A 14,918-nucleotide genomic window follows, 5' to 3' on the forward strand; every position below is an offset into this window, starting at 1 on the left:
ATCATCATGTTTTATAAAAGTACCAGAAACAGCGCACTGGCAGTAGACAGTGCAACCGCCATTTCCCAGGGTATTTCCGCTGACGGCGGTTTGTTTGTCCCCTCCGAAATTCCGTCCATTACCATGGACGAGATCAGACAGCTGTCCACAATGCGGTATGCGGACAGAGCAGCGTACATTTTTGCAAAGTATCTGACGGATTTTACTGAGGCGGAGATCCACCACTGCACCGACAGCGCATATAACACCAAGGCATTTGAAACCGATGCCATTGCCGAGATCAGTCACCTGTTTGATGGTACCTATATGCTGGAACTGTGGCATGGTCCCACCTGTGCCTTCAAGGATATGGCGCTGCAGGTGCTGCCCTATTTTCTGACCACTGCTGTAAAGAAGAAGGCGCTGAACAAGAAAATCGTGATCCTGGTGGCAACCTCCGGTGATACGGGGAAGGCTGCACTGGATGGCTTCAAGGATGTGCCCGGCACTGAGATCCTGGTGTTTTACCCGGAGGAGGGTGTCAGCCCCATGCAGAAGCGGCAGATGCGCACCCAGGAGGGCGGCAACGTGGGTGTATGCGCCATCAAGGGCAACTTTGACGATTGCCAGAACGGGGTCAAGGCGATTTTTACGGATCCACAAGTCAAGCAGCAGCTGGATCAGGCTGGCCTGATGTTCTCCAGTGCCAACTCCATCAACTGGGGACGGCTCCTGCCTCAGATCGTATACTATATTTCCGCATATGCAACCCTGGCAGCGGACGGGGAGATCAACTTCGGGGATCTCATCAACGTGGTGGTGCCCACCGGCAACTTCGGCAATATCCTGGCTGCTTATTATGCAAAGAAGATGGGTCTGCCGATAAAGAAGCTGATTTGTGCATCCAACATCAACAAGGTGCTGACCGACTTCATAAACACCGGCGTGTACAACCGGAACCGAGAATTCTTTGCAACCTGCTCTCCCTCCATGGACATTCTCATTTCCAGCAATCTGGAGCGGCTGCTGTACCTGCTCGCCGGAGAGGACGACGCCCAGATCCGGGAGTGGTTCGGTGCGCTGGCAAAGGAGGGCACCTATACGGTAACGGATGCAGTCAAGCAGGCACTCCAGGCGGATTTCTGCGCTGGCTTCTGCGACGATGCGGACACCAAGAAGACCATTCATGAGATCTACGAGAAGTATTCCTACACCTGCGATACCCATACCGCAGTGGCAGTGAAGGTGTACAAGGAATACAAGGAAAAGACCGGGGATACCACCAAGACCCTGATTGCTTCCACTGCAAGCCCCTACAAATTCAGTGCCAGCGTGCTGGAGGCTCTGGAGGGTGCGCCCTCCACACTGGATGAGTATGCCATGATCGATGCCCTGGCGGAGCGCTCCAAGCTGGAGATCCCGGCAGCTCTGGCACAGCTGAAAAACAAGCCGGAGCGGTTTACCGATTCCATTGCCCGCACGGATATGAAGGATTACGTGCTGCGGCAGCTGGGCCTTTGATCCATGAGCCTGTTTACCATCGGGGATCTGCATTTGTCCCTGGGGGTGCCCAGCAAGCCCATGAATGTGTTCAGCGGCTGGGAAAACCATATGGAGCTGCTGGAGCGGAACTGGCGGGAGCTGATCTCGCCGGAGGATACGGTGGTGCTGCCCGGGGATACCTCCTGGGGTATGACCCTGCCGGAGGCACTGGCGGATTTTCAGTTTATACAGGATCTGCCCGGGCAGAAGATTCTGCTGAAGGGGAACCATGACTACTGGTGGAACTCTATGAAGAAAATGACGGAATTCCTGGAGACAAACGGCCTGGATACCCTGCACATTCTCCACAACAACCACTACCCCTACGGCGAGTACGGCATCTGCGGCTCCCGGGGGTGGGTGAATATCGGCAACGAACAGGAGCAGAGTGCCAAGGTACTGGCACGGGAGGTGCAGCGACTGGAGGTTTCCATCTGCTCTGCGGAGCAGGCTGGGCTGGAGCCGGTGGTGTTTCTGCACTATCCCCCCATGTTCGGCAGCAGCTGCAACTATGATATTCTGGATGTGCTGTACCGACACCACATTACCCGGTGCTACTACGGGCATATTCACGGTTATAGTCACCGGTATGCCATTACCGGAGAGCGGGACGGCATCGACTTTCATATGGTGTCCAGCGATTATTTGGGATTTCGACCGGAATTTATCTTTTAAATTTGTGCAATATGTAGAACTCTTGTTTTTTACTAGCCAAAGGGCGGGCAGATATGTTATAATATAAAAGTGCGATTTAACCGTATTGCCCTGCGCATACGGATACATGAAAAATTGGAGGACGAAAAGAATGAGTTTAAAATCATCCGAGAAAATTGACGTAAATACACAGGAACTTACCTTTGAGATTTCCGCTGACGTGTTTGAGGACGCAGTGGAAAAGACCTACCAGAAGCAGAAGAAGAATATTACTCTGCAGGGCTTCCGGAAGGGCAAGGCTCCCCGGAAGATGGTAGAGAAGATCTACGGCGAAGGCGTGTTCTATGAGGATGCCATCAACAGCCTGCTGGGCCCTGAGCTGGGCAATGCCATCGAGGAAACCAAGCTGGTTCTGGTGGACAGACCCAAGGTTGAGGTAACTTCCATCAGCAAGGAAAACGGCATTGTCATCAAGGCAACCTGTATTACCAAACCGGAGGTTACCGTTCCGGAGTATAAGGGCATAAAGGCTCCGAAAAAGGTCAAGGATGTTACTGACGACGAGATCAACGCACAGATCGATGTGCTGCGTCAGAGAAATGCAAGAATCGTTTCCGTGGATGACCGTCCGGTTCAGAACGGTGACGAGGTCAACATGGACTTTGAGGGCTTCATCGATGGTGTGGCATTTGACGGCGGCAAGGGCGAAGGCTTCCCGCTGACCATCGGCAGCGGTCAGTTCATTCCGGGCTTTGAGGATCAGCTGGTTGGTCACAGCATCGGCGAGGAATTCGAGATCAATGTGACCTTCCCGGAAGAGTATCAGATGCCGGATCTGGCTGGCAAGCCTGCAACCTTCAAGATCAAGATCAACAGCATCAGCGTCAAGGAGCTGCCTGCGTTCGACGATGATTTTGCAAAGGATACCTCCGATTTCGATACTGCTGAGGAATTCCGTGCAGATATGAAGAAGCACATGGAGGAGAACGCAGAAAAGTCTGCGGCTTCCGCATTTGAGAACTATGTGTTCGATACCCTTATCAAGAACACCGAGGCTGTGATCCCCAATGTTATGTTCGAGCATCGGATCGACACCTTGATCCAGAACTTTGAGCAGTCCCTCCAGCAGCAGGGTATGTCCCTGGACATCTACCTGCAGTACACCGGCATGACCATGGACGCATTCCGGGATACCTTTGAGGAGCGGGCGCAGAACGAAGTAAAGCTCCGCCTGGCACTGGAGAAGATCGCAGAGATGGAGAACATCCAGGTGACCGAGGAGGAGATCAACGAAGGTCTGGCACCCCTGGTTGCACAGAGCGGTCTGGAGCTGGAAGCCATCAAGAGCCGCATCCCCATGGAGGACTACATCGTGGATCTGAAGGTTGGCAAGGCTGCTGACCTGGTGAAGGAAGCCGCTGTGGTTGACAACACCATCGAAGAAGAAAAGCCGGCTGAAGAAGCTGCTGAATAATCGGAAGCATATATCCACCTCGTATTGATCGGGGTGGATATTGTGGCAATAGATCATTTGTCAGAATATCGGGAAAGGAGAGATGCGTGCGACCGTGCGCATCGACAGAAACAATGAGCTTAGTACCATATGTAGTAGAACAAACCAGCCGTGGAGAGCGTTCCTATGATATTTTCTCCCGACTGCTGAACGACCGGATCATTATGCTCAGCGAGGATGTGAACGATACCACCGCAAGCCTGGTGGTGGCGCAGCTGCTGTACCTGGAGAGCCAGGATCCGGACAAGGATATCAGTCTGTATATCAACAGTCCCGGCGGTTCTGTCAGTGCGGGCTTTGCCATCTACGATACCATGCAGTATATCAAATGCGATGTTTCTACCATCTGCATCGGTCTTGCCGCATCCATGGGCGCATTCCTGCTTTCCTCCGGTGCCAAGGGCAAGCGCTTTGCCCTGCCCAACAGTGAGATCATGATTCACCAGCCTCTGATCGGCGGCGGTGGTTTATCCGGCCAGGCAACCGATATCCAGATCCGCACAGAGAACCTGCTGCGCACCAAGGAAAACCTGAACCGGATCCTGTCTGAGAACACCGGCAAGTCCATTGAAGATATCCGCCGGGATACGGATCGTGACAACTTCATGACCGCCAACGAGGCGATGGAGTATGGACTCATCGACAAGGTTATTGCAAAGAGGTAATCGGAATGCCAGAAAATTTTAAGAAGTGCAATTTCTGCGGTAAGGGCGAAAACAAGGTACAGAGCATGTTTTCCGCAGGAGATGTAAATATCTGTGACGAATGCGTCTGCTATTGCTATGAGCTGCTGTATGGGGCGGATGCACAGCCAAAGGGCAAGGGCAAGTCCCGGAAAAAGTCGGCTGAAAAGGAAATGAAGCTGCTGAAGCCGGCAGAGATCAAAAAAGTCCTGGATGAGTATGTTATTGGTCAGGACGCTGCCAAGGTTGCACTGTCCGTTTCTGTATACAACCACTACAAGCGGATCTTCAGCCAGGATGACGGCGAGGACGTGGAGTTGCAAAAGAGCAACGTGCTGCTGCTGGGGCCTACCGGAGTAGGAAAAACCTTCCTGGCACAGACCCTGGCACGAACCCTGGACGTGCCCTTTGCCATTGCGGACGCTACCACCATCACCGAAGCCGGCTATGTGGGGGACGATGTAGAGAATGTACTGCTGCGTCTGATCCAGGCGGCGAACTACGATGTGGAGGCGGCGGAGCGGGGCATCATCTACATTGACGAGATCGACAAGATCGCCCGCAAGTCCGAGAACACCTCTCTGACCCGGGATGTCAGCGGCGAGGGCGTACAGCAGGCTTTGCTGAAAATCATTGAGGGCACCGTGTCCAACGTACCTCCTCAAGGCGGCAGAAAGCATCCCAACCAGGAGTTTATCCACATCAATACCAAGAATATTCTCTTTATCTGCGGCGGTGCTTTCGATGGGCTGGAGCGTGCCATTTCCAAGCGGCTTCAATCCTCCTCCCTGGGCTTTGGGGCGGATGTGATCTCCAAAAAGGCGAAGATCAAAAACATTTTCCGCAAGGCAATTCCACAGGATCTGGTGAAATTCGGCATGGTGCCGGAGCTTGTGGGCAGACTGCCCATCATCACCGCCCTGGACGAGCTGGATGAGGCGTCCCTGGTGCGGATCCTTACCGAGCCGAAAAATGCTCTGGTGAAGCAGTACTGTAAGCTGTTCGGCTATGACAACATTGAACTGGTCATTGAGCCGGAAGCGCTGGAGGCAATTGCCAAGCGCGCTCTGGAGCAGAAAACCGGTGCCCGGGGACTTCGTGCGATTCTGGAGGATATCCTGATGCAGTGCATGTTTGATGCTCCTTCGGAAAGCGGCATCGCCAAGGTAATTGTGAATGCAGCCTGCGTACAGGAGCATAAGCAGCCTTTGATGCTGAACCAGGATGGTGCACCTGTGGGCGAGTCCGCATAACATGTGAAACGTGTTGTATCATTTTGATGTGTACAATGTCAAAGGAATGGTAGGGATGCTCCCTGCCATTCTTTTTTACTGCTGTCGCCCGGCACCCAAAAACCACTGCACAGTTTGACTGCGGAGCCTGTTGATTCTGGTTTGCCATATTGGGTTTTTGTCGGAATATGGGGGAATTTTCGCACAATTTTCACACGGTTTTCCTCTGCAATTCACTTGCATTATTCCCCGAAATCCTGTATAATAGGTGTAGATTCCAAAGGAATCGGAACTTTCCGCACACCCTGCACAGGTGCGGAAACGGCGACTGGACCGGTGCAGCGGTAGATTGGATAGAGATATGAAACAGGATGAAAAGCTGACGATCAGACCGAAAACAGAATGGCTGCCCACCATCGCAATGCGTGGGCTGGTGGCATTCCCCGGTATGGTCATGCATTTTGATATTGCAAGGGATCCTTCCGTCAAGGCAATTGACGCTGCATTGCATGGGGATCGCCGTGTGTTCCTGGTGGCGCAGCGGGATGTGTTTACGGAAGAACCCGGCCCCAAGGATGTATATAAAGTAGGCGTGATCGCCGAGGTGCGCCAAACCCTGAAAACCCCGGACAATGTGCTGCGGGTACTGATCGAGGGTGTGGACAAGGCAAAGCTGCTGACTCTGGATACAGAAGGGAAGTATTTGCAGGCACAAGTGCGGAAGGTGCCGGATTACGGCAGAGCCAGGGTGGACGAAACCGAGCTGACTGCCTTGGCACGATCCGTGAAGGAAGCATTTGAGCAGTACTGCCAGCTGGTGCCCCGGATGCCTAAGGAATTGGTGGCATCTGTGCTGTGCCAGGATGACCCCTACGAGATCTTTGACAATGTGGCGCATAATATGAATCTGGACTTTGCTGCCAGACAGCAACTGCTGGAGGAGAACAATATTCTTGTCCGGCTGGGCATGCTGTACGGATTCCTGAACAGGGAAGTGGATATTCTGAATCTGGAGCGCCAGATCCAGGAGGAAGTCAAGGAAAATGTGGACAAAAGCCAGCGGGATTACTACCTGCGGGAGCAGATGAAGGTGATCTCCTCCCAGCTGGGGGAGGACGAAACCGGGCAGGATGACGCCTATGACTACATGGAGCGAATCGAAGCCCTGGAGCTGTCCGAGGAATGCCGCAATAAGCTGATGCGGGAGGCGGAGCGTCTCACCAAGATGCCCCCTTACACCCAGGAATCCTTTGTGATTCGGAATTATCTGGATACTTGCCTGGAATTGCCCTGGAATCACAGTACCAAGACCAAGCTGAACATCGAAAAGGCGGCTAAAGTGCTGGATAAGGATCACTACGGCATGAAAAAGGTGAAGGAGCGCATTCTGGAAAGTATTTCCGTACACGCCCTTGTGCCGGAGGTGACCGGGCAGATTCTGTGCCTGGTGGGACCTCCCGGTGTGGGCAAAACCTCCATCGGCCGTTCCATCGCTAAGGCGTTGGGCAGGGAATATGTGCGGGTATCCCTGGGGGGTATTAAGGATGAGTCCGATATCCGGGGCCATCGTAAGACTTATGTGGGGGCAATGCCCGGCCGGATCATCAATGCCATGAAACAGGCGGGCACCAATAATCCCCTGATACTCCTGGACGAAATTGACAAAATGAGCAATGACTTCAAGGGAGATCCCTCCTCCGCCATGCTGGAGGTGCTGGACAGTGAGCAGAACAAGACCTTCCGGGATCACTTTATTGAGCTGCCCTTTGATCTGAGTCATGTGCTGTTCGTGACCACTGCCAATACCACTGATACCATTCCGGCACCCCTGCTGGATCGTATGGAGGTCATTGAGCTGAGCAGCTACACCCGGGAGGAGAAGTTCCACATTGCCAAGGAGCATCTCTACCCCAAGCAGCTGAAAAAGCATGGTCTGCGGCAGAGCCAGATGAAGATGGAGGATTCTGCGTTCTATGATCTGATCGATTTCTACACCCGGGAAGCCGGCGTCCGGAATCTGGAGCGCCAGGTGGCAACCCTTTGCCGGAAAACTGCCAAGGTGATCGTGGAGGGATCTGCAAAGCGGATCATCTTCTCCGCAGACAACCTGGAGGAATATCTGGGGGTACACAAGTTCCTGCCGGATGTACACAGCGACCGGAACGAGGTGGGCGTGGTCAACGGCCTTGCATGGACTTCCGTGGGAGGCGTGCTGATGCCGATCGAGGTGCTGGTGCTGGATGGCAAGGGCAGTGTAGAGCTGACCGGTTCTCTGGGAGATGTGATGAAGGAAAGCGGCAAGCTGGCTGTCAGCTATGCCCGGCTGGTGGCTGGACAGTTCGGCATTGACCCGAATTTCTACAAGACAAAGGATCTGCACATTCATGCACCGGAGGGGGCAGTGCCCAAGGATGGCCCCTCTGCGGGGGTTACCATGTTGACAGCGGTGATTTCTGCTCTGTCCGGGATTCCGGTGCGGAGCGATGTGGCAATGACCGGGGAGATCACCCTGCACGGCAAGGTGCTGCCCATCGGGGGACTCCGGGAAAAGACCATGGCGGCATACAAGGCAGGCATTCGCACGGTGATCGTGCCCAAGGCTAATCAGCCGGATATCACAGAGGTGGATCCGGTGGTGCGGGATGCCATCACCTTTGTGTATGCGGAAACCATGGCGGACGTGCTGTCCGTAGCTCTGGAATCCGTTCCGGCGGATCTGGCGGCATCTACGGTGTATAATCAGACAGAGCAGGGAAAGCAGCCGGGTCAGATGCCGGTGCATTCCTGAGGAGGCAAGCATGCAGTTTAACAAGGCGGAATTTGCTGCGGCATACGGATCCTTCTCCCAGATTCCGGCGTGCAGCCGGATGGAGATCGCCTTTGCGGGCAGATCCAATGTGGGGAAGTCCACACTCATTAACAAGATCTTCAATCGAAAAAATCTGGCACGGGTCAGTGCTGTGCCGGGGAAAACCGCTACCATCAACTTTTATCAGCTGGAGCATGTATATTTTGTGGATTTGCCCGGTTATGGCTATGCAAAGGTGGCAAAGTCCGAGAAGGAACGCTGGGCGGGATTGATCGAGGGATATCTGAATTCGGAGCGGGATATCCGGCTGATCTTCCTGCTGATCGATATGCGGCATGCTCCCTCAGCGGACGATCTGCACATGATCGACTACCTGGTGGAGGCGGAGCTGCCCTTTGTGGTGATCCTCACCAAGGCGGACAAGCTGAAAAAGATGGCGCGTCAGGCTCGGATGGAGGCATTTGCACAGGAGATCCCGTATTTTTCGGAGCTGACCGTGATTCCGTTTTCCTCCCAGACCTTTGAGGGTGTGGAGCAGGTGCGGCAGATCATCACCGAGCTTGCAGAAGAAGGCGACTAAGAAGCGACCTGCTTTTTATAAAGCAGGTCGCTTTGCTGTGTGAAGCACCTGGGATGGCGGCTTGTTTGGAGGGAAAGTGATATGATAACGGGGCGATTTATGATGGATTTCTTGCAATTTTCATTTGGATATCCCATTCTCCTGTCGAAGTTCGGGAAAGTGTAGCAGCAAATGTACACACATCGACGGACACTCTTGAAACATTACTGCAAGATAAAGACGTTCAAGCCAGAGAAGCAGCTGTTTCAAATCAAAATTCACCGTTATCAAAAGATATATGAACATCTTCATGAGGATCATGAAGATGTTCGAGGCAGCGGAACGTAGGCTTCAATCAGAATCACTAACAAAGCTGATTTGTTATGCATGCAACGTATCCTGCGTTAACGGATCCATCTTCAACTGTGACAGCGACTTCGGTATATTCATGCAACACTGTGCAGGACTTGGACGGCGTTGCCTAATATGCATGATAGCGCTGCAATGCTTTGTGTGGGATTGTCACAATAGGCTTGCGGGACAGACGGAAATGTGATATACTAATAATATATTACATGATTCTGCGGTACTGTCTGGATCGAAGGAGGAAAGGAAATGACCGGAACACAGCGTGCCCGGGCAGTCTGCGACCGGCTGGAGCAGGTCTACCCGGATGCTGTCTGCGCACTGCATTATCAGAAGCCCTACGAGCTGATGATTGCTGCACGGCTGTCTGCCCAGTGTACGGATGCCAGGGTGAACATTGTCACAAGAACCCTCTTTGAAAAGTATCCGACCCTGGAGTCGTTTGCCAATGCAGAATTGACGGAGCTGGAGCAGGATATCCGGCCCTGCGGCTTTTACCACACCAAGGCCCAGAGCATCATCGGCATGTGCCGGCGGATTCTGGAGGTGTACGGCGGCGAGCTGCCCCATACCATGGAGGATCTGCTGACCCTGCCGGGTATCGGCAGGAAGACGGCGAATCTGCTGATGGGGGATGTGTACGGCAAGCCTGCGGTGGTGACGGATACTCACTGCATCCGCATTTGCGGACGGCTTGGTCTGACCCGACATAAGGAACCGGCAAAGGTGGAGGCGGATTTGTGGAAGGTATTGGAGCCGGAGCGTGCTTCGGATTTCTGCCACCGGATCGTGCTGTTCGGCAGAGAAATCTGCCGTGCCCGGCATCCCAGATGTGAGGGCTGCCCTTTGCAGGATCTGTGTCCGGATTTTCATGATAAATTCCCAAAAAGGCTTGACAAACAGGCGTAAGCATTGTAAACTTATGTTATGTGTTTGTGAATCGGAAAAAAGAAAACTAAGGCAGCACCGCATGGGGTCTGCACGGCAGATACCCTGTGTGCTGTCCAAAGTATATAACAGTAAAGGCGGAAAATTGAATGGGTATTTTTGAACGCATTTTCGGCTCCTACAGCAAGAAGGAGCTGGCTCGGATCGAACCGATCAAGAACAAGGTGCTGGATCTGGAGGATGAATATAAGTCCATGTCCGATGCAACGCTGAAGGAACAGACTGTAAAGTTCCGGGAGCGGTTGAGCAACGGCGAGACCCTGGATGATATTCTTCCGGAGGCATTTGCAGCAGTCCGGGAGGCGGCTGACCGTGTGCTTGGCAAGCGTCCGTTCCCTGTACAGCTGATCGGTGCCACCGTACTGCATCAGGGCAGAATCGCCGAGATGAAGACCGGTGAAGGTAAGACCCTGGTGGCATGCGTTGCATCTTATCTGAATGCGTTGTCCGGTGAGGGCGTTCATGTCGTTACAGTCAATGACTATCTGGCAAAGACACAGTCCGAGGAAATGGGCAAGGTGCATCGTTTTATGGGGCTGACCGTTGGCTGCATCCTGCACGGGCTGAACAATGACCAGCGCCGGGAAGCATACAACTGCGACGTTACATACGGCACCAACAATGAGCTGGGCTTTGATTACCTGCGTGACAACATGGTCATTTATAAAAAGGACAAGGTACAGCGCGGACACAATTTTGCCATCGTGGATGAGGTGGACTCCATCCTGATCGATGAGGCAAGAACCCCGCTGATTATTTCCGGCAGAGGGGATAAGTCCACAGAGCTGTATACAGTTGTGGACAAATTCGCCAAGACTCTGACTGCCACCACCGTGGTGGAAATGGACGATAAGCTGGATCAGGATGAAGCCAACGAAGAGGCGGATTACATCATCGACGAGAAGGCAAAGACTGCTACCATCACACGCCGGGGCGTCCGGAAGGCAGAGAAGTACTTCAACGTGGAAAATCTGATGGATCCGGACAATATGACTCTGCTGCATCACATCAACCAGGCACTGAAGGCAAACGGCATCATGCACGCAGACATCGACTATGTGGTCAAGGACGGAGAAGTCATCATCGTGGATGAATTCACCGGCCGTCTGATGCTGGGCAGACGCTTCAATGACGGTCTGCACCAGGCCATCGAAGCAAAGGAAGGCGTGAAGATTGCCAACGAGAGCAAGACTTTGGCTACCATTACATTCCAGAACTACTTCCGTCTGTACAACAAGCTGTCCGGTATGACCGGTACGGCAATGACCGAGGAAGACGAGTTCAAGGAAATCTACAAGCTGGACGTCATTGCCATCCCCACCAATAAGCCGGTACAGCGTATCGACCACGAGGATCGGATCTACAGAACCGAAAAGGGCAAGTTTGAAGCCATCATCGACCAGGTCTGCGAGTGCCATGCCAAGGGGCAGCCGGTGCTGGTTGGTACCATTTCCATTGAAAAGTCTGAGCTGTTGTCCCGGATGCTGACCCGGAAGGGCATCAAGCACAATGTGCTGAATGCAAAGCAGCATGCTCGTGAGGCAGAGATCGTGGCACAGGCAGGCAAGCTGGGCGCAGTGACCATTGCAACCAACATGGCGGGCCGTGGTACGGATATTATGCTGGGCGGTAACGCTGAATTTTTGGCAAAGGCAGAAATGCGCAAGCAGGGCTACGAGGATGATATCATCAACGAGGCTGTGGGTTATGCGGATACGGAGGACGAGCAGATCCTGGCGGCAAGAGCTGTTTACAAGGAATTGTACGACAAGTTCAGTGCCGAGGTCAAGGAAAAGGCAGTGGAGGTCAAGAAAGCAGGGGGATTGTACATTCTGGGTACAGAGCGGCATGAATCCCGGCGGATCGATAACCAGCTCCGTGGACGTTCCGGTCGTCAGGGTGACGAGGGCGAAAGCTGCTTCTTCCTGTCCGTAGAGGATGACCTGATGCGGATCTTTGCCGGGGAGCGTCTGGAGAACATGATGCGTACCCTGAACGTAGAGGAGAACATGCCCATCGAGAGCCGCATGCTCACCAAGATCATCGAGTCCTCCCAGAAGAAGGTGGAGGGCAGAAACTTTGCGATCCGGAAGAATGTCCTCAACTACGACGATGTTATGAACAAGCAGCGTGAGATCATCTATGAGCAGCGTGCAACCGTGCTGAACGGGGACGATATCCACGAGTATATTCTCAAGATGATGGAGGAGCTGATCGCCTCTACGGTGGATCAGTATCTGATCGACGATGACAACAAGGAAGACTGGAACCTGGTCGGGCTTCGTGATCACTTCATGGGCTGGATCACCGTGGACGGGGATCTGGAATACGAGGGTGAGGAGTATGAGTCCATCACCAAGGATGAAATCAAGAAGTTCCTGACGGAGCGTACCTTGAAGGCATATGCAGACCGGGAAGCTCACTACGGCGCAGAGACGCTTCGTGAGCTGGAGCGTGTGATCCTGCTGAAGGTAGTGGATACCAAGTGGATGGCGCACATTGACGACATGGACGAGCTGAAGCGGGGCATCGGTCTCCGGGCAATGGGCAACAAGAACCCGGTTGTAGAGTATCGGTTTGAAGGTATGGATATGTTCGACGCTATGATCGACTCCATCCGGGAGGATACGGTTCGCCTGCTGCTGACCGTTCAGCTGCAGCAGAACCAGGTGCCGGAGCGTGAGCAGGTAGCAAAGCCCGATGCACCCAATGCAGGTGCCGGTGACGGCAGCTTTTCCAATGCACCGGCAAAGAAGAAGATCGGTCCCAATGAGCCCTGCCCCTGCGGCAGTGGAAAGAAGTATAAATTATGCTGCGGAATGAAGAAGTGATCGAACAGGGTAGGGCGCTGGCTGCGGACTGCCGGCGGGAGCTGACAGAGCATATCCTGCCCTTCTGGAATCAGCTTTCTGACCCAAGAGGGGGATTTTACGGCAGGATGGATGCGGCGCTGAAGCTGTATCCGGACGCCCCCAAGGGTGTGATCCTCCATGCCCGGATCCTCTGGGCATACTCCAGCGCCTATCTTGCATTGCAGGATCCGGCTCTGCTGGAGCATGCAGCACATGCCTACCGGTTTCTCCGGACATACTGCTATGACAAAGCATATGGGGGCATGTTCTGGTCAGTCACGGCACAGGGGGAGCCCTGCGACACCATCAAGCATACATACAATCAAGCGTTCTGCATATATGGGCTGTGCGCCTATTACCGGGCGAGCGGGGATGTGACCGCCCTGGAGCTTGCAGAAAAGCTGTTCGACACCATTGAGGAGAAAACACCGGATGCCTACGGCTACGGGGAGGCATTTACCCGGGACTGGCAGCCGGCGGACAATGAGGCGCTTTCCGAAAACGGATTGTCTGCGGTGAAGACCATGAACACGGTGCTGCATCTGGTGGAAGCTTATACGGAGCTTTACCGGGTGACCCGGCGGGAGCAGGTGGCACAGCGGCTGCGGTGGCTGCTGGATCTGACCCGGAACCGGATCTATGATCCGGAGCGGTGCGCACTGCGGGTGTTCTTTGACGGACAGTGGAATGAAATCGGGGATGTTTATTCCTACGGTCACGACATTGAGGCAAGCTGGCTTCTGACCCGTGCCTGTGACGTGCTGGAGGATGAAACATATACAGCGGCGTTTGCGGAGATTGCCGTCCGGATCGCCGGAAAAATTCAGTCCTGCGCCCTGGAGCAGGGTGCGCTGAATGATGAATATGCGGCAGGAAACATCAACAAAAAGCGTGTCTGGTGGGTGGAAGCTGAGGGCGTTGTGGGATTTCTCAATGCGTACCAGCTCAGTGGTGATCCTGCATTTTTCCGGACAGCCCAGCAGCTGTGGCGGTACATCCGTACATACCAGATCGACCGCAGAGAGGGCGGCGAGTGGCATGCGGAGGTGGCGTTTGACAACGTGCCCATGCAGGTGTTTGACATGGCTGGGCCTTGGAAGTGTCCCTATCACAACAGCCGGATGTGCCTGGAAACGATGCAGAGGATCCGGGCTATGACGCAGGGTTGATGCAACAAAACAGGAGGGAAAGAACAGCATGAAGGTCAAACTCAGCAAGCAGGTTCTCGTTGCGGCATGCAGTCTTTGCACTGCGGCAGCTATGGCGGCCACCACTGTAATGCCCGTTTTTGCGGATGCAGGGGAGAAGCCGCCGGAGGTCACAGAGGAGGAACGGGTGTTCCCGGATCCGGACAGTTTCAGTTATGATGACGTAGAGATCAATTTTGCGAAGGCTTTGCAGTATTCCCTGTATTTTTACGATGCGAACAAGTGTGGCCCCGGCATCACCGGAGGCAATCTGGAATGGCGGGGAGATTGCCATGTAGAGGATGCTACCATTCCTCTCAAGCCCATGGGAGAGGATTTCAAGGGCACGAACCTGTCCCAGGAATTCATCGACGAGCATAAGGATCTGCTGGATCCGGATGGGGACGGACTCATCGACTGCTCCGGCGGCATGCACGATGCAGGAGATCATGTAAAATTCTGTCTCCCCGGCAGTTATGCCGCATCCACCGTAGGCTGGGGCTATTATGAATTCCGGGACGCATATGTGAAAACCGGCACGCAGGAGCATGTGGAGGACATCCTGCACTGGTTCAACGATTTTTACATGAAGAG

The 14,918-nt window shown here is 53.8% G+C and carries 12 protein-coding genes; all 12 read left to right on the forward strand.

The window, feature by feature from the left end:
• Positions 1-6: 6 nt before the first annotated feature.
• Positions 7-1,500, forward strand: a complete 1,494-nt coding sequence (thrC, locus tag QVO51_RS09920; protein ID WP_276745941.1) for a threonine synthase — start codon at positions 7-9, stop codon at positions 1,498-1,500.
• Positions 1,501-1,503: 3 nt separating this feature from the next.
• Positions 1,504-2,196, forward strand: coding sequence for a metallophosphoesterase (locus QVO51_RS09925; protein WP_022358267.1), 693 nt, complete (start codon positions 1,504-1,506; stop codon positions 2,194-2,196).
• A gap of 130 nt (positions 2,197-2,326) precedes the next feature.
• Positions 2,327-3,649 (forward strand): trigger factor, encoded by a 1,323-nt coding sequence (gene tig / locus QVO51_RS09930; RefSeq protein ID WP_015557945.1) that lies wholly within the window; start codon positions 2,327-2,329, stop codon positions 3,647-3,649.
• 113 nt (positions 3,650-3,762) lie between these two features.
• Positions 3,763-4,353: an ATP-dependent Clp endopeptidase proteolytic subunit ClpP gene (gene clpP / locus QVO51_RS09935; RefSeq protein ID WP_015557946.1), complete on the forward strand. Its 591-nt coding sequence runs from the start codon at positions 3,763-3,765 to the stop codon at positions 4,351-4,353.
• A 5-nt stretch (positions 4,354-4,358) separates the two neighbouring features.
• Entirely contained in the window at positions 4,359-5,624 is a 1,266-nt protein-coding gene (clpX, locus tag QVO51_RS09940) for an ATP-dependent Clp protease ATP-binding subunit ClpX (protein ID WP_022358269.1), read from the forward strand.
• A gap of 340 nt (positions 5,625-5,964) precedes the next feature.
• Complete coding sequence (lon, locus tag QVO51_RS09945) at positions 5,965-8,391, forward strand: endopeptidase La (RefSeq protein WP_022358270.1); 2,427 nt, start codon at positions 5,965-5,967, stop codon at positions 8,389-8,391.
• A gap of 10 nt (positions 8,392-8,401) precedes the next feature.
• Positions 8,402-8,992, forward strand: a complete 591-nt coding sequence (yihA, locus tag QVO51_RS09950; RefSeq protein ID WP_015557949.1) for a ribosome biogenesis GTP-binding protein YihA/YsxC — start codon at positions 8,402-8,404, stop codon at positions 8,990-8,992.
• Positions 8,993-9,120: 128 nt separating this feature from the next.
• The gene (locus tag QVO51_RS10950) at positions 9,121-9,273 is read left to right on the forward strand and encodes a hypothetical protein (RefSeq protein WP_367997695.1); all 153 of its coding nucleotides are present in this window, start codon (positions 9,121-9,123) and stop codon (positions 9,271-9,273) included.
• A 313-nt stretch (positions 9,274-9,586) separates the two neighbouring features.
• A complete protein-coding gene (nth, locus tag QVO51_RS09955) occupies positions 9,587-10,246 on the forward strand; it encodes an endonuclease III (RefSeq protein ID WP_022358271.1) in 660 nt (219 codons plus the stop codon).
• A gap of 128 nt (positions 10,247-10,374) precedes the next feature.
• The gene (gene secA / locus QVO51_RS09960) at positions 10,375-13,116 is read left to right on the forward strand and encodes a preprotein translocase subunit SecA (protein WP_022358272.1); all 2,742 of its coding nucleotides are present in this window, start codon (positions 10,375-10,377) and stop codon (positions 13,114-13,116) included.
• Positions 13,095-14,306: an AGE family epimerase/isomerase gene (locus tag QVO51_RS09965; RefSeq protein ID WP_022358273.1), complete on the forward strand. Its 1,212-nt coding sequence runs from the start codon at positions 13,095-13,097 to the stop codon at positions 14,304-14,306. Before secA ends, QVO51_RS09965 begins: the two co-directional genes overlap by 22 nt.
• 28 nt (positions 14,307-14,334) lie before the next feature.
• On the forward strand, positions 14,335-14,918 hold a 584-nt coding region (locus QVO51_RS09970), incomplete at its 3' end, for a glycoside hydrolase family 9 protein (RefSeq protein ID WP_288168145.1).

The sequence above is a fragment of the Ruminococcus sp. CAG:379 genome, assembly GCF_000434255.1.
GTDB lineage: Bacteria > Bacillota > Clostridia > Oscillospirales > Ruminococcaceae > Ruminococcus_F > Ruminococcus_F champanellensis.